A 20,124-nucleotide genomic window follows, 5' to 3' on the forward strand; every position below is an offset into this window, starting at 1 on the left:
GGCCCTTCCAGCATCGTTTTTCTGCACCCGCCGCGCAAACCAGCACCTCGGGTATCGATAATCGCTACCCATGAGCACCACCGCCGACCTCGTCATCGCCCTCAAGAAGGAACTCAAGGCCGCCCAGATGACCTATGCCGACCTGGCGCGCGCCCTGGGCATGGCCGAGTCCAGCGTCAAGCGCATGCTGGCCAAGGGCGACATGCCGCTGTCGCGCATCGATGCCATCTGCCGCGCGCTGAGCCTGGACTTCGCCGACCTGGCGCGCCGCGTGGCCGACAGCCAGCCGCTGCTGCAGGAGATGACGCCCGAGCAGGAGAACGCCGTGGTCGCCGACCGCAAGCTGCTGCTGATGGCCATCTGCGTGCTCAGCCAGTGGACGCTGGAGCAGATCGTGGCCACCTACCGCATGACCGAGGCCGAAGGCATCCGCTACCTGGCCCAGCTGGACCGCATCGGCATCATCGAACTGCGCCCCGGCAACCGCTACCGGCTGCGCCTGGCCAAGACCTTCCGCTGGCGCGCACGCGGGCCGGTGATGGAGTACTTCCGCGAGAACGCCGTGCTCGACTATTTCGGCGGCGGCTTCGACCAGCCGGGCGAAGGCATGCTGATGGTGCACGGCTCCATCGGCCGGCATCTGGCGCCCAGCTTCGTGGAACGCATACAGCGGCTGGCCCATGATTTTTCCCAGCAGCACCTGCAGGACCAGCGCCTGCCGCCGGGCCAGCGCGAGGGCTACACCCTGGTGCTGGCCATGCGCAGCTGGGAATTCACGGCGTTCACGGCCCTGAGAAGAGGCACTGTCTGACGGCGGCTGCAGGACGGCAGCCTGCGCTGCAGCACCTGGCAACAAGGCTTCACCAAGGCGATACACAAGATTGCAAGACTTCGCGTCGCGGCAACCCGGGCTTGACGCAGCACTCGCACCATGCAGTCATGGATTCCCGTCACAGGGACTCCAGCCCGATGAACCAAGGACAAGGAGCCGCCATGATTTCCCTTCGCACACCGCTGATCGCCGCGACCGTGGCCCTGGCCGGATGGGCCGGGACCGCGCAGGCCCAGGCCAACGTGACCTACGCGGCGCCGGGTGCCGCCATCTCTGTGCAGTTCGGCGCGCCGCCCCCCATGCGCTACGAGGCCGTTCCGGCACCGCGCCGCGGCTATGTGTGGGCGCCGGGCTACTGGCGCCCGCAGGGCCACCGCCATGCCTGGGTGGCCGGCCACTGGGTCAAGGCGCGCCCCGGCTATGTGTACCGCCAGCCCGTGTGGTCGCAGCACGGTGGCCGCTGGGGCTACGCACCCGGCCGCTGGGACCGTGACCGCGACGGCGTGCCGGACCGCCATGACCGCCGCCCCAACAACCCCTACCGCCATTGATGGGCGCTTGCGCCCGGCATGAAGCCCGCCCCATCGGCGGGCTTTTTGCTGAGCGCTGCGGCCATGCCCACACTGGCTTCATACCAACATATGCATATAAAAGTGGCTCATTAAGTTCTCAGGAAAATATGGGAATTGATTCACCGGATTTCCCTGCACACCATGCGCCCCTCGCTTTTCCGCTCCTGGATTCCCGCCGCCGCCGCGGCCCTGGCCGTCCTCGGCTCCACCGCAGCGGTGGCAGCCGATTCGGCGGCTTCGTGGCCGCACCAGCCCGTGACCATGATCCTGGGCTTCCCGGCAGGCTCGGGCGTGGACGTGATCGCGCGCGGCGTGCAGGAGCCGCTGTCCCAGCGCCTGGGCCAGCCCCTGATCATTGACTACAAGTCGGGTGCGGCCGGCAACATCGCCAGCGAGATCGTGGCGCGCGCCAAGCCGGACGGCTACACGCTGGCCTTCGGCACGGCGGCTACGCACGGCAGCAATGCGGCGCTTTACAAGAAGCTGCCGTTTGACGTGGAAACCGACTTCGTGCCCGTGGCGCCGCTGATCGATGTGTCCAACGTGCTGACCATCAACCCCAACGTGATCAACGTCAGGAACCTCAAGGAGTTCGTGGACGAGATCAAGGCCAACCCCGGCAAGTACAACTACGCCTCCACGGGCAACGGCGCGGGCACGCACATGGCCTTTGCAGAGTTCAATGCGCGCCTGGGGCTGAACATGGTCCACGTGCCCTACAAGGGCGGCCCCGAGGCCATCACCTCGGTGCTGCGCGGCGAGACCTGCTGCATCATGAACCAGGTCCAGACCGTGCTGCCGCACTACAAGAGCGGCAAGGTGCGCCTGCTGGGCGTGACCACGGCCAAGCCCGTGGAAGTGATCAAGGAAGTGCCCACCATCGCCTCCAGCGGCCTGACGGGCACCAAGGGCTTCGACAGCTCGATCTGGTTCGGCATCTTCGCGCCCAAGGGCACGGACCCGGCCATCGTGGCCAAGCTCGGCCAGGCCGTGCGCGAGGTGCTGGAGCTGCCCGAGGTGCGTGCGCGCTTCGAGTCCCAGGGCAATGCCATCCGCATAGAGACGCCCGAGCAGTTCAAGAAAACCGTGCACAACGACCGCCTGAAATGGGCACAGGTGGTCAAAGACGCGAAAATCAGCATCGATTGATGCCGCGCGCGCCCGCAGGCCCTGCCCCGCTGGCGCGCCTTTCCTCGTGAGTTCCTGGTGAGTCTATGTCCCTGACCGAACCGGCAGCCGCGGCCCCTGCGGGCCTGGCTGCCCTTGACGAACGCCTGCGCGACGACCTCGTCGCCCTGGGCTGGCCTGCCAAGGCCTGGATCCCTCCCTCCACCCGCGACGGCCAGCCCGTGCACGATGTCCTGGTCATCGGCGCCGGCCAGGCCGGCCTGTCCCTGTCGGCCGCGCTGTCCCAGCTGGGCATCGCGGCCGTTTTGCTGGACAAGGCCCCGCTGGACTTCGAAGGCCCCTGGGCCACGACGGCGCGCATGGAAACCCTGCGCTCGCCCAAGGAGCTGACCGGCCCCGCGCTGGGCCTGCCCTCGCTGACCTTCCGCGCCTGGTTCATCGCCCAATGGGGCCGCGAAGCCTGGGCCGCGCTGGACAAGATCCCGCGCCTGCAGTGGATGGACTACCTGCGCTGGTACCGCCGCGTGATGCGCTGCGACGTGCGCAATGGCCACCAGGTCACCGCCATCCGCCCGCAGGCCGACGGCACGGTCGAGGTCGATGTGACGGCCGATGGCGCCTCGCGCACCTGGCTGGCGCGCCGCGTGGTGCTGGCCACGGGCCGCGACGGCCTGGGCGGCCCGCAGATCCCCGCCTTCATGCAGGGCGTGGACCGCAGCCGCTGGGCGCACTCCTCCGACGTGCTCGACTACCGCCGCCTGGCCGGCCTGCACGTGGGCGTGGTGGGCGCGGGCTCGTCGGCCATGGACAGCGCGGCCACCGCGCTGGAGAACGGCGCCGCCAGCGTGGACCTGCTGGTGCGCCGCAGCGACCTGCCGCGCATCAACAAATCCAAGGGCTCGGGCACGCCCGGCCTCACGCACGGCCAGTTCCTGCTGCCCGACGCCTGGAAATGGCGCATACGCCACTACATCAACGTGCAGCAGGTGCCACCGCCGCACGGCAGCACGCTGCGCGTCTCGCGCCACGCCAACGCCCACTTCAACCTGGGCTGCGCCGTGCAGAAGGTGGAGCAGGCAGGCGACAAGCTGCGCGTGAGCACGCCGCGCGGCGTGTTTACGCTGGACTTCCTGATCGTCTCCACCGGCTTTGCCATCGACTGGCGCCAGCGCCCCGAGTTCGCCGACCTGGCGCCCCAGGTGCGCATCTGGAGCGACCGCTTCGTGCCCGAGGCGGGTGCCGAGGACCAGGAACTGTCGGACTCGCCCGACCTGGGCCCGCTGTTCGAGTTCCAGGAAAAGACGCCCGGCGCCCTGCCCGGCCTGGACCATGTGCACTGCTTTTGCTATCCGGCCGCGCTGTCGCACGGCACGGTGTCGGGTGATATCCCCGCCATCAGCGACGGCGCACGCAAGCTGGCCCAGGGCCTGGCCTCGCTGTTCTACCGCGAGGACCTGGAACACCACTACGCCCAGCTGCAGTCCTATTCCGAGCCCGAGCTCGACGGCGGCGAATGGACGCCCGCCGACCCCGAAGCCCGCGTGCGGGCCCTGGCAGACAAGACCTGAGACACCCATGACCACCGCCAACGACACCATCGACCGCCTGGCCGGCCTGACCGACCAGTCCCCCGTTTTCGCCACGCGCCGCCAGCGCGACAAGGTGGCCATTGCCACCCAGGCCTGCGAGGACCTGCTGCTGGGCGACGGCCTGGCCGACAGCCTGTCGCGCGCCGAGCGTCTGGTGCTGGCCAGCGAGCAATGCCGCGTCAGCGGCGTCCAGGCCCTGGCCGATGAATACCGCCAGCGTGCCGAATCCCTGGGCGACGCCCTGACGCCCGCGCTGCGCACCGTGCTGGCCCAGCCCGGCGCCCAGACCGGCAACGCCCGCCTGGATGCGGCCCTGCACTTTGTGCGCACCCTGGCCCTGCACCCCGCCGAGAGCGACCGCGCCGCCCTGCTGGCCATGCCCGAGTCCGGCCTGTCCATCGACGACACCGTGCTGGTGGCCCAGCTGGTGGGTTTCATCGCCTACCAATTGCGCCTGTTCGCGGGCGTGCAGGCCATGGACGCGCTGGGCGGCCAGGCCAGCGCACCGGCTGCCGAAGCCGCCGCCGCACCCTTCGTGCACCCCGCCAACCTGCCGCCACCGGGCGAGCCGCTGCGCCGCAACGGCTACACCAGCGAGACGCTGGACTGGACGTCCTGGCTGCCCGTGCTCGACCCCGCCACGGCCACGGCCGAGCAGCAGGCCGTGCTGGACCTGAGCCACCCCAAGGCGCGCACGTCGGACTTCTACCTGCTGCTGGCCCGCCAGCCGCGCGTGCTGTCGGAGCGCTCGCAGGCCTTCAACGCCATCATGTACGCGCCCGGCGGCCTGTCGCGCGCCGAGCGCGAGGTGGCGGCCACGGCCGTCTCGCGCTCCAACGGCTGCGTGTACTGCGCATCGGTCCACGCCCAGCGCTTCGAGCAGTTGGCCAAGCGCAACGATGTCATGGCACAGATGTTCGACGACCCCGACACGGCCGGCACCAATGCGCGCGAACGCGCCATCATCCAGTCCTCGCTGGCCCTGACGCGCGCGCCGGGCAGCTTTGGCGCTGCCCAGCTGCAGCCGCTGCGCGATGCCGGCCTCACGGACCAGGAAATCCTGGACATGCTGCACTCGGCCGCGCTGTTCGGCTGGGCGAACCGGTTGATGCTCAATCTCGGCAAGGAGAGGTACATCACCCCCTGAGGCGCTTACGCGCCTTCCCCCGTATGCACGGCGCCCTCTCTCGCTACGCGGGAGGGGGACGACACCCTCGCGGCGGGGCGGCCCTTGCTCGGTGTCCCTGACTTAGGCCGCGCCAGTTTCATGCGCTGTGCATTAAGACGCGGCGCTTCACCTCAGTACACATCCCTGCGGTAACGGCCTTCGACGATCAGATCTTCGACGGCGGTAGCGCCCAGGATGTCGGCCAGCGCGGCATCAACGCCTGCGGCCATGCCGTCGGCGCTGCCGCAGACGTAGAGCACGGCGCCGTCGGCGATCCAGTCGCGCAGGGGGTCGGCGGCTTCGCGCAGGGCGTCCTGCACGTAGCGGCGCCGGGCCTGGTCGCGGGAGTAGATGAAGTCGGCGCGCTGCAGCTTGCCTGCGGCCAGCCAGCCGGAGACCTCGGCCTCGCAGTACCCGTCATGGGCCCGCTGGCGTTCGCCGAACAGCAGCCAGTTGCGGTGGCGGCCTGCGTGCATGCGCGCCAGCAGGTGGCCGCGCAGGCCGGCATAGCCGGAGCCGTTGCCGATGAAGATGGCCGGCGCATCGGGCTCGGCATCTGCCTCTTCACGCGGCTCGAAGGCGCGGTTTTCCACCAGTCTCATGGCCACGGATGTGCCCGGGGCCGCATGTGCCGTCAACCAGCCCGACGCCACGCCCAGGCCACCGTCATGGCGGGCCTGGCGCACCAGCAGCCGCACATGGCCGTCCTGCGGCAGCGAGGCGACCGAGTAGCTGCGCGGCAGCAGCGGCCGCAGCGCATCGGCCACGGCCTGGGGCGCGGTGCCGGGGGCGATATCGCCCGGGGCCGGCAGCACGCTGGCGGCCAGCGCCTCACCCAGCGTGCAGCTCTGCTGGCGCCATTGCACGGGGGCCGAACCATCACATTCCTGGACGGCCAGCCAGGCCTGCACGGTGGCTGCGCCATGGCGTGGCAGCACCTCGGCCAGCGCACCAGCCCGCCACAGCGGGGCCACGCCTTCGGGCGGTGCCAAGTCCAGCACATAAAGCCCTGCGCCCTGGCTGCCCGCGTTGCACAGGCTGCGCGCCTGCAGCGGCCATGAGGCAAAGGCCGTGGCATCGGCAAGCGGTTCCGCCGAAGACGCAGGCAGGGCATCGCACACGGGCAGCACGGCGCCGAAATGCCCTGCCAGCGCCTGCTGCCAGGCATGCCAGGCCTGGGCGTCCTCGCCATCCATCTCGATCAGCGGAAACACGGGCTGTGCGCCCAGGCGGCGCAGCTGGTGGTCCAGTGCATGGCCAAAGCCGCAGAAGGCCGCGTACTGCCGATCGCCCAACGCCAGCAGGCCGTATTGCAGGTGCGGCAGGGCCGAGCCCGAGGCCGCGCCCAGCAGGCGGGCAAAGCGGCGCGCGGCATCGGGCGGGTCGCCTTCGCCGAAGGTGCTGGCCACGAAGAGCACGCGCCGGTGGTGGCGCAGTTGCTCGGCATCCAGCGCCGCCACGGATTGCAGGCTGGCCGCCATGCCTGCGCCGCGCAACGCGGCCACGGTGGCCACGGCCAGGCGCTCGGCGCGGCCGGCCTGGCTGGCGAAGGCGACCAGCACGGTGTCCTGGCCCGCAGGGGCGGACGGTGGCGGGTCCGCCATCAGCGCCTGGCGCTCCTTGGCCAGGGCACGCGCCTTGCGCCGGCGGTCCAGGTAGAGCATCCAGCCCGTGATGGCGAACAGGGGCATGATCAGCGAGGCCAGCGTCATGAAGATGCGCCCCGGCATGCCGAAATAAGTGCCCACGTGCAGCGGGTAGATGGCACCCACGGCGCGGCGGCCCGTGGGCAGGTCGGCATAGCGCTCGTCGCGCTGCACCGTGCCATCGGGCAGCAGGGCCATCTGGTTGCGCGCGCGCTCATGGGCGGCATCGGCATCCAGCCAGCTGATCTGCAGGGGCTGGCCCGCGCGCTCGGGCAGGCGCAGCTGGGCGAACTGCCAGCCATGGGCGATGCGCTCGAAGGCGGCCCAGCCAGGCGCGATGTCGATGGGCTGCTGCGCGCCAGCCGGCTCAGGCCGGCCGCCACCGGGTTTCGAGGACGGCGCCGCGGGAGCGGCCACGCGCGGCGGCACGCCGGCCCAGCCATCCACCGTGCTGCGCACCACGCCAAAGGCCCAGTACATGCCGGTGCAGGTGAACACCACATAGGCCACCAGGGCCCAGGTGCCCGCCACCGAGTGCAGGCCCCAGAGAAAGGAGCGGCCCTTGAGCGCCGGGTCGAAGGTCAGCCAGGTGCGCCAGGACAGCGGCCGGCGCGGCCAGCGCAGGTACAGGCCCGACAGCGACAGCATCAGCAACAGGCCGGCCAGGGTGCCCGTGATCGGCTTGCCGTCATCGCGCGACAGCAGCAGCCAGCGGTGCAGGCGCTCCACCCATTCGAAGAACTCCGCGCCGTGCTGCTCAGGCAGTTGCGCGCCCGTGTAGGGATCGACAAAGACCGTCTGGCCCCGGCGCTGGCCGGCCGGCGGCTTGAAGGCCACCTGGGCCGAGCGGCCGGGCTCGGCAAAGACGGTGATGCGCTGGACCACGCGCTGCTCGCCGGCCTCGCGCAGCGCCTGCGCAATCTGCGGCGGCGCCAGCGGCGCGGCATCGCGCGCGGGCACGGAGGCAGTGCCGGGATTCATCCATCCCAGGATATCCTCATGGAACGAGAACACCGCGCCCGACAGCCCGATGACGATGAGCACCGTGCCGGCCGTAATGCCGACGAACCAGTGCAACTGGAACCAGATTTTCTTGAAAGTCATGGGGAGCAGGCGGCGGCGTTCAGCGGTCCATCACGGTGCGCAACGGAACATCAGGACAGAACGGTGCATGGAAGGCAGGCGTGCAGGAATGAAGGGGCCAGGCGCCTGTGCGTCGGCCGGGACCCAGGGATGCAAGGCACCCATCAGCGCGAAATTCTAAATTGTTCTCATTTACGGCGTGTTGCACGCGCGATAGGCCCGCAAGGCGGCCTGGGGTTTCGTGCAGGCTGGAGCCGCCGGGATACAGCGCCTCTACCCAATGGAAATCGCCTGCCGAAACAGGTTCGGCAGGCGATGGTTCAGCGCCTCTTCAACCGTGTGTCAACCGCGTCTGCGGCGCAGATTCCACAGGCCTGCGGCCAGCATCAGCAGCATGGCCATGGCGAGCATGCGCGGTTCGAGCGCAGGGATCGGCCGGGCACCCGGCGCCGCACCCACACGCGCCGGACCGCTGGGATCCACGATCACGCCATTGGCTGCGCGATCGTCATCACCCTGGCCGCCATCGGTGACCACCACCGAGGTCGTATTGCCCGACACCACCGCACCCGGAGGCTGATACCAGGAGTCCGCCGCCCCTGCGGACGCTGGACCGAACTTCCAGTACGCCATGCCGGTCACCGGCCCCGGCCAGGTGACGCTGACCGTGATCGAGCTGCTGGCCGTACAGCCCCGGGCCACGAAGTGCACATTGCCGTACGGGAAGCTCAACTGGCCCGGCGCACCCGCCGCAGCCGCGACGAAGGACGACTGCGACACATCGAACCCGCAGCCCGCGCCACCACCGCTCAAGGTCGCCGTGGCATTGCCTGCCCCGGTGGCTGTCGGACCCGTGAAGGTCTTTCCGAGCACGTTGAGCGAAGTCGTTGTGGCAGGTCCGGTATTGCCATTGCCTGGATTGGTCTGGGTCGCGCTGATCGTGTGCAGACCCGGCGTCGGCAAGCCGCCGCCCGGCGTGCAGCTCCACGTCTGATCGGCCGCGACGATTGCCGTACACAGCGTCGTCGAGCCATCCTTCACCGTGATCGTGTAGCCCGGCGTGCCGGTGCCGGAAATCTGCGGATAGCCTCCCACCGTGGTCGGCGAAACCGTCAGCGTCGGAGCCACCGGCACCTGCGTGCTGGGAGTGACCGGCGTTGCTGGTGTCGATGCACAGTTCACAGTGCACCCTGCCGTCGGATTGACGGGGCTGATGCCGCCCGATGGATCGTAGGAGGCCGTGTTCGTGCTCGAACCCACCGCCGTCGGAACAGCCGGCAGATTGAAGCTGGTGTTGCCACCGGCCGCCACCGGCGTGGTGAAGCTCACCGTGCAAGACAGGATCGCCGTGCCATTGCCCGCAAACGGAAAGGTGTTGGGAGTACAGGTCGCACTGGCCACATTGGCACCAGTCGGCACGCCCGTGATGCTGATGCCTGCGGGCACCAGATCCTTGATGGTCACGCTGTTGGCGGGGCCGAAGGCACCAGCCGCATTCGCTACCGTGAAGGCGTAGTTGAACGCCGTACCCACGGCCAGACTGCCAGGGTTGGCCTTGGTGACCGTCAGCGCTGGCGTGCCAGGCGTGACCGGAGTCACCGGCGTGGAAGCGCAGTCTGTCGTGCAACCCGCCGTCGGATTGACCGGGCTGATGCCACCCGACGGATCGTAGGAAGCCGTGTTGGTGCTCGAACCCACCGCCGTCGGCACAGCCGGCAGATTGAAGCTGGTGGTGCCACCGGCCGCCACCGGCGTGGTGAAGCTCACCGTGCAAGACAGGATCGCCGTGCCATTGCCCACGAAGGGGAAGGTATTGGGCGTGCAGGTCGCGCTGGACACGTTCGCACCGCTCGGCACGCCCGTGATGCTGATCCCCGCAGGCACCAGGTCCTTGATGGTCACGCTGGTGGCAGGACCGAAGGCACTGGCAGCGTTGGACACGGAGAACGCGTAGTTGAAGGGCGTGCCCACGGCCAGGCTGCCGGGATTGGCCTTGGTGACCGTCAGCGCAGGCGTACCCGGCGTGACTGGAGTCACCGGCGTGGAAGCGCAATCCGTCGTGCAACCAGCCGTCGGATTGACCGGGCTGATGCCGCCCGATGGATCGTAGGAAGCCGTGTTCATGCTCGAACCCACCGCCGTCGGAACAGCCGGCAGATTGAAGCTGCTGTTGCTGCCAGCTGCCACCGGTGTGGTGAAGCTCACCGTGCAAGACAGGATCGCCGTGCCATTGCCCACGAAGGGGAAGGTGTTGGGCGTGCAGGTCGCGCTGGCCACGTTCGCGCCGGTCGGCACACCCGTGATGCTGATGCCCGCAGGCACCAGGTCCTTGATGGTCACGCTGGTGGCGGGACCAAAGGCACTGGCCGCATTGGACACGGAGAACGCGTAGTTGAACGGCGTGCCCACAGCCAGGCTGCCGGGATTGGCCTTGGTGACCGTCAACGCTGGCGTGCCTGGCGTCACCGGAGTCACCGGTGTGGAAGCGCAGTCTGTCGTGCACCCTGCCGTCGGATTGACGGGGCTGATGCCGCCCGACGGATCGTAGGAGGCCGTGTTGGTGCTTGAACCCACCGCCGTCGGAACAGCTGGCAGATTGAAGCCGCTGTTGCTGCCAGCCGCCACCGGCGTGGTGAAGCTCACCGTGCACGTCAGCACGGTACTGCCATTGCCCACGAAGGGGAAGGTATTGGGCGTGCAAGTCGCACTGGCTACGTTCGCACCGGTCGGCACGCCCGTGATGCTGATACCCGCAGGCACCAAGTCCTTGATGGTCACGCTGGTGGCAGGGCCGAAGGCACCGGCCGCATTCGCTACCGAGAACGCATAGTTGAAGGGCGTGCCCACAGCCAAGCTGCCCGGGTTGGCCTTGGTGACCGTCAGCGCTGGCGTACCAGGCGTGACTGGAGTCACCGGTGTGGAAGCGCAGTCTGTCGTGCAACCGGCCGTCGGATTGACCGGGCTGATGCCACCCGACGGATCGTAGGAGGCCGTGTTCGTGCTCGAACCCACAGCCGTCGGAACAGCCGGCAGGTTGAAGCTGGTGCTGCCACCCGCTGCGACCGAGGTCGTGAAGTTCACCGTACAAGTCAGCACGGCGCTGCCATTACCCGCAAACGGGAAGGCGTTAGGGGTGCATGTTGCACTGGCCACGTTCGCACCGGTCGGCACGCCCGTGATGCTGATGCCTGCGGGCACCAGGTCCTTGATGGTCACGCTGGTGGCGGGGCCGAAGGCACCGGCAGCGTTGGACACGGAGAACGCGTAGTTGAACGCAGTTCCCACAGCCAGGCTGCCCGGGTTGGCCTTGGTGACCGTCAGCGCTGGCGTGCCAGGCGTGACCGGCGTGGAAGGCGTCGATGCGCAATCCGTCGTGCAACCCGCCGTCGGATTGACCGGGCTGATGCCACCCGACGGATCGTAGGAGGCCGTGTTCGTGCTCGAGCCCACAGCCGTCGGCACAGCCGGCAGATTAAAGCTGGTGTTGCCACCGGCCGCCACTGCCGCCGTGAAGTTCACCGTGCACGTCAGCACGGCGCTGCCATTACCCGCAAACGGGAAGGCGTTGGGTGTGCAGGTTGCACTGGCCACGTTTGCGCCGCTCGGCACGCCCGTGATGCTGATACCCGCAGGCACCAGGTCCTTGATGGTCACGCTGGTGGCGGGACCGAAGGCCCCGGCAGCGTTGGCCACGGAGAACGCGTAGTTGAAGGGCGCGCCCACAGCCAAGCTACCCGGGTTGGCCTTAGTGACCGTCAGCGCAGGCGTGCCTGGCGTGACCGGGGTCACCGGTGTGGAAGTGCAGTCTGTCGTGCACCCTGCCGTTGGATTGACGGGGCTGATGCCGCCCGACGAATCGTAGGAGGCCGTGTTCGTACTCGAGCCCACAGCCGTCGGAACAGCCGGCAGATTGAAGCTGGTGCTGCCCCCGGCAGCGACCGAGGTCGTGAAGTTCACTGTACAAGTCAGCACGGCGCTGCCATTGCCCGCAAACGGGAAGGCGTTGGGTGTGCAGGTTGCACTGGCCACATTCGCACCAGTCGGCACACCCGTGATGCTGATCCCCGCAGGCACTAGGTCCTTGATGGTCACGCTGGTGGCGGGACCGAAGGCACCGGCAGCATTGGCCACGGAGAACGCGTAGTTGAAGGGCGCGCCCACAGCCAAGCTACCCGGGTTGGCCTTAGTAACCGTCAGCGCAGGCGTGCCTGGCGTGACCGGAGTCACCGGTGTGGAAGCGCAGTCTGTCGTGCACCCTGCCGTCGGATTGACGGGGCTGATGCCACCCGACGGATCGTAGGAAGCCGTGTTCGTACTCGAGCCCACAGCCGTCGGAACAGCCGGCAGATTGAAGCTGGTGCTGCCCCCGGCTGCGACCGAGGTTGTGAAGTTCACTGTACAAGTCAGCACGGCGCTGCCATTGCCCGCAAACGGGAAGGCGTTGGGTGTGCAGGTTGCACTGGCCACGTTTGCGCCGGTCGGCACGCCCGTGATGCTGATCCCCGCAGGCACCAAGTCCTTGATGGTCACGCTGGTGCCAGGACCGAAGGCACCAGCCGCATTCGCTACCGTGAAGGCGTAGTTGAACGGCGTGCCCACAGCCAGGCTACCGGGGTTGGCCTTGGTGACTGTCAACGCAGGCGTACCAGGCGTGACCGGTGTGGTCGGTGTCGATGCGCAATCCGTCGTGCAACCCGCCGTCGGATTGACCGGGCTGATGCCACCCGACGGATCGTAGGAGGCCGTGTTCGTGCTCGAACCCACCGCCGTCGGCACTGCCGGCAGATTAAAGCTGGTGTTGCCACCGGCCGCCACTGCCGCCGTGAAGTTCACCGTGCACGTCAGCACGGCGCTGCCATTACCCGCAAACGGGAAGGCGTTGGGTGTGCAGGTTGCACTGGCCACGTTCGCACCGGTCGGCACGCCCGTGATGCTGATGCCTGCCGGCACCAGGTCCTTGATGGTCACGCTGGTGGCGGGGCCGAAGGCCCCGGCAGCGTTGGCCACGGAGAACGCGTAGTTGAAGGGCGCGCCCACAGCCAAGCTACCCGGGTTGGCCTTAGTGACCGTCAGCGCAGGCGTGCCTGGCGTGACCGGGGTCACCGGTGTGGAAGTGCAGTCTGTCGTGCACCCTGCCGTTGGATTGACGGGGCTGATGCCGCCCGACGGATCGTAGGAGGCCGTGTTCGTGCTCGAACCCACAGCCGTCGGCACAGCCGGCAGGTTGAAGCTGCTGTTGCTGCCAGCTGCCACCGGGGTGGTGAAGCTCACCGTGCAAGACAGGATCGCCGTGCCATTGCCCACGAAGGGGAAGGTATTGGGCGTGCAGGTCGCGCTGGCCACATTTGCACCGGTCGGCACGCCCGTGATGCTGATCCCCGCAGGCACCAGGTCCTTGATGGTCACGCTGTTGGCAGGGCCAAACGCTCCAGCCGCATTCGCTACCGTGAAGGCGTAGTTGAACGCAGTCCCCACAGCCAGGCTGCCGGGGTTGGCCTTGGTGACCGTCAGCGCAGGCGTACCAGGGGCCACCGGCGTGGAAGGCGTCGATGCGCAATCCGTCGTGCAACCGGCCGTCGGATTGACCGGGTTGATGCCACCCGACGGATCGTAGGAAGCCGTGTTCGTGCTCGAGCCCACCGCTGTCGGCACAGCTGGCAGGTTGAAGCTGGTGGTGCCACCGGCCGCCACCGGCGTGGTGAAGCTCACCGTGCAAGACAGGATCGCCGTGCCATTGCCCACGAAGGGGAAGGTATTGGGCGTGCAGGTCGCGCTGGACACGTTCGCACCGCTCGGCACGCCCGTGATGCTGATCCCCGCAGGCACCATGTCCTTGATGGTCACGCTGTTGGCAGGACCAAACGCTCCAGCGGCGTTGGACACGGAGAACGCATAGTTGAAGGGCGTGCCCACAGCCAGACTACCGGGGTTGGCCTTGGTGACCGTCAGCGCAGGCGTGCCAGGCGTGACTGGAGTCACCGGTGTGGAAGCGCAGTCTGTCGTGCAACCGGCCGTCGGATTGACCGGGCTGATGCCACCCGACGGATCGTAGGAGGCCGTGTTGGTGCTTGAACCCACCGCCGTCGGAACAGCCGGCAGGTTGAAGCTGGTGCTGCCACCCGCTGCGACCGAGGTCGTGAAGTTCACCGTACAAGTCAGCACGGCGCTGCCATTACCCGCAAACGGGAAGGCGTTAGGGGTGCATGTTGCACTGGCCACGTTCGCGCCGGTCGGCACGCCCGTGATGCTGATGCCCGCAGGCACCAGATCCTTGATGGTCACGCTGCTGGCAGAACCGAAGGCACTCGCTGCATTCGCTACCGTAAAGGTGTAGTTGAAGGGCGAACCTACGGCCAGGCTGCCTGGGTTGGCCTTGGTGACACTGAGGTTCACCACGCTCACAAAATGAATTTGTGCGGCGCTTGGCGAATACGCGTTTGCTCCCACGGTGAACGTGCCACCCAGGGTTCCGGCAGGAATGCTGGTGGCAATGCTGTAGGTCCCACTCGCTGTGCTGGTGGCAGTGATCGAGCAGATGCCCAGAGTTGTGCCGCTTGTTCCAGTGGTGCAAGTGGCTGACGCGCCGTCCGCGCCACCGTTCAGCTTCACGCCGGGGGTACCGGCAAAGGTGACGACCTCGCCGCCCTTGGGGTTGCCACCAGCATCGCGCACATACGCTTCCACCACATCGGTTGCCGTGCCATTTGCCGCCGCGTTGTCGCTCACGACACGCAGGCCCGAGTTGCTTGCCGAGGCATTGCCGGCGACAAAGGCCATCGATTGCGGGCTGTTGCCGATGGCAGTTGCACCCACCGTGGCGGCAGCCGAGTAAGTCGATGCGGTCACGCTGGTGAACGACACCGAGCAGGTCGCCGCCGCACCCGCAGTCGTGCAACTGGCGGTGGCAGGTGCCGCTCCGGCAGGCGTCACGCTGAAGTTCACGGCAACGCCGGTGACCGGATTGCCGAACGCATCCTTGGTGACCACGGAAACGACGTCCTGGCCGCCGCCGGCTGCCTGGTTGTTCACATCGACCGACATGGTCGAATTGGCGGGATCGACGGCACCTGCCGTAAAGACATAGGCAGCCGTAGCGCCGTACGTATTGCCGCCGGAGCTGATGCCGCTGCCGCTCAATGCGCCCCCCGCGATGCTTGCGCCGGAAGCGTAGGAGCCCGCGACGGTTGTCCTGGCGGTGACCTGGCAGGTACCAGCCGCATTGGTGGTGCAGGTACCGCTGAAGGTGATGTTTGCGGTGGGAGAGAACGTGACAACGCTTCCGGCCACCGGATTGCCGTTGACATCTCCCACAAACGCTTCAAGCACATCCGTCGCCGAGCCATTGGCCGTGGCCGGACTGCTGACGGTACGCACCCCCGACCTGGCGGGGTCGGCGGCATTGGCCGTGAAGTTGATCACGGCCGGACTGCCATTGGCCACGCTCTGGGTGGTGGTGCCGTTGTTGTCCGTGGCTGTGAAGCTCGCCGCACTCGCGACGGTGGATGTCACCGTGATGGAGCAGCGCGCTGGATTCGCATTGGCCGCAATCGTGCAGGAAGTTGCCGACGGCGTGCCGGCGCCGGTATGGACAAAGCCGATGGTGTGGGCAACCGTATCGACGGTTGCATTGCCATTGGCGTCCTGCAGTGCGACGGTCACCGTGCCGGTGCTCGTACCGTCGGCCATCACCGAGAGCGGTGTGGCACTGAGCAGATTGCCACTGGCTGTATTGCTGGGCGGCCCGGCAATGAAGTTGACCGATACCGGGCTGCCATTGCTCACGGCCTCTCCGTTGTCCGTCGCCGTGAAGCTTGCGGTGCCGACCGTGGCCGATTTCACCGTCACGGAGCAGGTGGCCGGATTGGCGTTGGCCGCGATCGTGCACGTGGGTGCGGCCGGCGTGGTCGTGCCCACGCCCGTTTTGGTGAAGACAATCGTGTGCGCCACCGTATCCGTGGCGGGATTGCCATTGGCATCGCGCAGGGTCACGCTGATCGAGCTCGTGGCAGTGTTGTCTGCGACAACGCTGAGCGGACTGGCACTGATCAGGTTTCCATTCGCGCCATTGCTGGGCGAGCCGGCCGTGTAGTTCACCGCAGCCGTAGCCGTGGCGGCCGAGCCATTGATGGTGAAACCAAAGGTGCCGCTGCCGACTGCGGTAGGTGCCGTGACGGTGGCCGTGTACACCCCTGCGCTGCACGCCCCCGCGCCGACCGCGGGCGAGCCCTGTGTTCCACCGTTCAGCGTGAAGGCCACCGTGTTGGCACAGGTCGCAATCGAATTGCCTGACGCATCCTTGAGCTGCGCCGTCAATGTGCTGGTTGCAGTGCCATTGGCAATGATCGAGGTCGGACTCGCAACGATGGTCGAGGCGCTGGTACTTGGCGGACCCGCCGTGTAGCTCACTGAAGCCGTAGCAACTGCGGCAGAGCCGTTGATGGTGAATCCGAAGATCCCGCTGCCGACCGCCGTGGGCGATGTGACGGTGCCCGTATAGATGCCGGCGGTACACGAGGCCGCGCCCACATTGGGCGTTCCCTGCGTTCCGCCGTTCAGGGTGAACGCCACCGTGTTCGTGCACGTGTTGATCGGATTGCTGCTGGCATCGACCAGTTGCACGCGCAGCACGCTGGTGGAGCTGCCGTTGGCCACGATCGATGCCGGAGTGGCGACTATCGTCGATGCACTCGTGCTCGGCGTTGCGGCCGCATAGGAGACCGTTGCGGTGGCAACAGCCGCAGCCCCGTTGATGGTGAACCCGAAGGTGCCGCTGCCGACCAGCACCGGCGATGTCACCGTCCCCGTGTACATGCCGGCACTGCAGCCCGTGACGCTGACGGCAGGAACGCCTTGCGTCCCCGCATTGAGGGTGAAGGCCACCGTATCGGTACAGGTGGTGACAAGGTTGCCTAACGCATCCTTCAACTGCACGGCCAAGGTGCTGGTGGAGACGCCATTGGCCGCAATCGATGGCGGACTCGCGGCGATTTCAGACCCGCTCGTGCTGGCCGGCAGTCCGGTGAAGCTGTAAGCAACCGGCGAAGGCTGATAGGTCACTGCGCCAGATACCGGACTTCCACCCAATGGAAGATTGGAGAACGTGGCACCAGCGACTGACGACGACAAGGTCACGGGTGTCGTGAATGTTCCGGCGACACTGCTGCTGGCATTGATGGGAGACGCGCACTTTCCGCTGGAGTCGGTCGTGCAGCTGACTGCGGCGGAGCTGCCATTGAACGTGACACCTGCAGGCGGCGCTGCGAAGGTAACGGTGTCACTGCCCCCCGTCCAGGCATTGCCTTGGCCGTCAACAATGTAGACCTCCAGCAAGTCGCTGCTGCCGACAGGTTGATTGTTGGTCGTCGCCAGAACGCCGGATTTCAGGGCACAGGGAAAACCGGTGACGCTTGCCGCCGTTGAAAGCTGCGAGGTCTGGGCTCCACCGGAATTGCTGTCCGTCACTGTGACCCGCACCTGGCCGCTGAGATACGAAGGAACGGTCAGCGTTCCCGAGGCTCCGGCCATGGTCCCTGAGCCCAGATAGACCTGTGCGTCGTTGGCGCCCGCGCCGGTCGGCGACCAAAAGGCTTCCACCGTATACGGTGCCGGCTCGCTCGCATTGGCATTTGCCGTGATATTGAATGTCCAGGTGCAGGCGGCGGTGTCACTGGCGCCAACGCCAAGGGTCGGGGTCCATCCGGTTTGTCCATTGGCCGTCGTCAGCAAACTGATACCTGAGTTTGCAGCCACAGGCACGGAAAACAGCGTGTTCTGAGAAATCTTGAAGAAATCATGCGTAGTGATACGAATGGCACTTCTCGACTGGCTTGTCATCTTGTTGTTGCCAATCAACCCTGGTGCCGTACCCGTCCCACTAATATTCAAACCGTCCCCGCCGCCAGTGAAATTGTTATCGGTCACCGTCACTACCTGCGTCGTGCCTGAGGCTGCCGTATTCACCGTTGGTGCCGACACATGCATTGGCGATGAAGCGGTATAGGCGGCGATAGGCAGCGAGAAGGTATTACCCGTCACGGCAAGACCAATTCCATTGCCCAGGTTGATCGTTCCATCAACCGACACCACGGCCCTGGGCGCATTTCCACCAGTCGGACTCAGTGCGATATTCGAATCTTTGATCGTCAATCCGTTGACGGTCATGTTCGACATGACCTGGAAGAACTGCTCGAGCTGCATTCCCCCGATAGGGTTGGGCAGATTCGTTACCGTGAAATTATCGACAACAATGTTGGAAACTGTGCCTGCACCGTTGCTTGCGGCAACGGAAATGGCCGAGCCCTTGTTATTGCCGTAATTTCCATTCCATATCGCGGAATTGATCGTGCTATTGGTAAAGAATACGTTTTGTGCGCCTTGATGAATCTCCGCGTACAGCTCGCAGTTGAACGGCGTCCCCTCTCCCGCAGGGGTTGGCGCCACATTCACCAAGCCGACGCGATCAATGGTGATATTGTTCGCCGGGGAGCCAACGACGAATACCGCTTCGCCACAGGTCATGTTGGGCGAATTGGTGAGCGTGATGTTCTTCCCACCAAGATAAAAAGTTTCCCAGGGGGAGTCCGCCCAGTTCTGGACTTGTATGACTCCCCCGAAATCGATGGTCAACGAGCCCGTGCCGGCTGGCACGGTGCCTTTGAGCCAGTACCAGGCACCACCGGCACCAGTGGTGGTGCCCGTATCGCCGCCGCTGATCATCTGGCTTTGACCACAGGCATTGGTGGCTCCCGTCACGGCGCCGGACTGGGCTCCGCTGATGAATGTATTGGCACAGCGCACGTAAACCGTCTGATTGTCGACATACGGATGGAGGTTTCCCGCCGCATCCTTGGATGTCCCGCTCTGTATGGTTCGTACCGACGTGGTCAGTGTCGGCGCAAAGACGATGGAAACATCGGCACTCGGATCCAGTGTTTGCAGCGTGTAGTTGGCTGCCTGAATGGCCGCTCGCAGCGTACATGCGCCAGCAAAGGTGCCCCCCAGCGTGCTGACACAGGTGGTTGGTGTCGTTGCATTGGCATTGGGAGCGTCGCTGTTGTCGGTGACCGTGAAGACGATGGTCGCCGCCAGTGCCGTGGATGAGATACCCGCGCATGAAAGCAGCAGCAAAGAGAAAAGGCACTTCGCTGCACGCCACTTGCGAAAAAATGCCGAACCAGGCAGGCGATTGAGAGCATGCATGATATTCCCCGTTTTCTCAAGGAGATATGACAGGAAAATGATTTTCCCAATGGCAATGGCCATCAGTTGTACCCAGCGCATTTGCATCGCCGTACCTCGAATAGTTCTATTTGAATCACGAGCCCACAACTCACCTTGCAGCCGGTGAGTTTGGAAGCAAAATTTTTCGCGCAGATCCTGCGCGTCAATCAAAAAAAGGCGGATTTCCATCAACGCTTGCGCGCTGCTCCACTACCCATTGAGCGGACACACCTTCAGTCGGGTTTGCGACGCAAAACATTCCTCCCTCGACAAACCATATTCACCGTGCTTGTATTTTTTCAGTGACGGACCAGTTTCCATGGACCCGCACCTGTGCAACGGTAAGTCGCCTATCAGACATATATACAACCCATGGTTAACCCATGCAGGTCCAATCGACCAGAACATGCACTGACAAACCACTGCACATATCGATAGGCTAAATCATGTTTTTTTCTATTTCAATAGTTTTTTTACATGAAACCAGAGACTCGTCCCAGCGCTACGAGGGAGGCGCTTGAGCGATCTAGGGAATACCCTGAATCAGCCACACCACATACAGGTAACTGGTGGTATCCCCAATACGACTGGAACTGGCTGCGCAAGCCCCATAGAATCGCCCCTGCAGGAGAGCAGGCGGGCGCCACGGTGCCGAGCCTCACCGAAGGCGCAAACTCCCATACACGCTCAGGTTCCGTACTGCAAACACAACATGCCGTCTGGAGAGCCGCCGCACGCAATGTGCGGCGCACCGAAGGAGCAAGCCCCGTTCCCATGGACGGTGGTGAATCTCTCAGGTACCAAGGACAGGGGGAGCGGCAGCTGCGTCACGACGGACGCCGGCTGCCTGCTATCCAGACCATAGCGGCCAGCTTTCGCGTGACCC

At 66.0% G+C, this 20,124-nt stretch carries 7 protein-coding genes and 1 riboswitch; of the genes, 5 read left to right on the forward strand and 2 right to left on the reverse strand.

From position 1 onward, the window contains the following. Nucleotides 1–70 precede the first annotated feature (70 nt). The 5 genes from ACF8ME_RS10625 (at nt 71) to ACF8ME_RS10645 (ending at nt 5,268) form a co-directional block, all read left to right on the forward strand. Nucleotides 71–811: a helix-turn-helix transcriptional regulator gene (locus ACF8ME_RS10625; protein WP_012202467.1), complete on the forward strand. Its 741-nt coding sequence runs from the start codon at nt 71–73 to the stop codon at nt 809–811. 182 nt (nt 812–993) lie between these two features. Beyond that, nucleotides 994–1,383, forward strand: coding sequence for a YXWGXW repeat-containing protein (locus ACF8ME_RS10630; RefSeq protein WP_016450353.1), 390 nt, complete (start codon nt 994–996; stop codon nt 1,381–1,383). A gap of 162 nt (nt 1,384–1,545) precedes the next feature. Beyond that, complete coding sequence (locus ACF8ME_RS10635) at nt 1,546–2,553, forward strand: tripartite tricarboxylate transporter substrate binding protein (RefSeq protein WP_017406536.1); 1,008 nt, start codon at nt 1,546–1,548, stop codon at nt 2,551–2,553. Between the two features lie 65 nt (nt 2,554–2,618). Continuing rightward, nucleotides 2,619–4,100 (forward strand): SidA/IucD/PvdA family monooxygenase, encoded by a 1,482-nt coding sequence (locus tag ACF8ME_RS10640; protein ID WP_392416353.1) that lies wholly within the window; start codon nt 2,619–2,621, stop codon nt 4,098–4,100. A gap of 7 nt (nt 4,101–4,107) precedes the next feature. Further along, nucleotides 4,108–5,268 (forward strand): peroxidase-related enzyme, encoded by a 1,161-nt coding sequence (locus ACF8ME_RS10645; RefSeq protein WP_012202463.1) that lies wholly within the window; start codon nt 4,108–4,110, stop codon nt 5,266–5,268. 152 nt (nt 5,269–5,420) lie between these two features. Here the strand turns inward: ACF8ME_RS10645 and ACF8ME_RS10650 are convergent, their stop codons facing one another. Next, nucleotides 5,421–8,039: a PepSY domain-containing protein gene (locus tag ACF8ME_RS10650; protein ID WP_392416355.1), complete on the reverse strand. Its 2,619-nt coding sequence runs from the start codon at nt 8,037–8,039 to the stop codon at nt 5,421–5,423. A 321-nt stretch (nt 8,040–8,360) separates the two neighbouring features. Continuing rightward, a complete protein-coding gene (locus ACF8ME_RS10655) occupies nt 8,361–19,427 on the reverse strand; it encodes an invasin domain 3-containing protein (protein ID WP_392416357.1) in 11,067 nt (3,688 codons plus the stop codon). Nucleotides 19,428–19,947: 520 nt separating this feature from the next. After that, nucleotides 19,948–20,058: riboswitch (glycine riboswitch) on the forward strand. Nucleotides 20,059–20,124: the final 66 nt, after the last annotated feature.

This window comes from Delftia sp. WSY_7 (assembly GCF_043104845.1).
In the GTDB taxonomy this organism is placed as follows: domain Bacteria; phylum Pseudomonadota; class Gammaproteobacteria; order Burkholderiales; family Burkholderiaceae_C; genus Comamonas; species Comamonas tsuruhatensis.

What these genes read in the sequence shown, in the direction of transcription:
- ACF8ME_RS10625 (WP_012202467.1), top strand. Translation starts at nt 71, where the DNA reads ATGAGCACCACCGCCGACCTCGTCATCGCCCTCAAGAAGGAACTCAAG.
- ACF8ME_RS10630 (WP_016450353.1), top strand. Translation starts at nt 994, where the DNA reads ATGATTTCCCTTCGCACACCGCTGATCGCCGCGACCGTGGCCCTGGCC.
- ACF8ME_RS10635 (WP_017406536.1), top strand. Translation starts at nt 1,546, where the DNA reads ATGCGCCCCTCGCTTTTCCGCTCCTGGATTCCCGCCGCCGCCGCGGCC.
- ACF8ME_RS10640 (WP_392416353.1), top strand. Translation starts at nt 2,619, where the DNA reads ATGTCCCTGACCGAACCGGCAGCCGCGGCCCCTGCGGGCCTGGCTGCC.
- ACF8ME_RS10645 (WP_012202463.1), top strand. Translation starts at nt 4,108, where the DNA reads ATGACCACCGCCAACGACACCATCGACCGCCTGGCCGGCCTGACCGAC.
- ACF8ME_RS10650 (WP_392416355.1), bottom strand. Translation starts at nt 8,039, where the DNA reads ATGACTTTCAAGAAAATCTGGTTCCAGTTGCACTGGTTCGTCGGCATT.
- ACF8ME_RS10655 (WP_392416357.1), bottom strand. Translation starts at nt 19,427, where the DNA reads ATGGAAATCCGCCTTTTTTTGATTGACGCGCAGGATCTGCGCGAAAAA.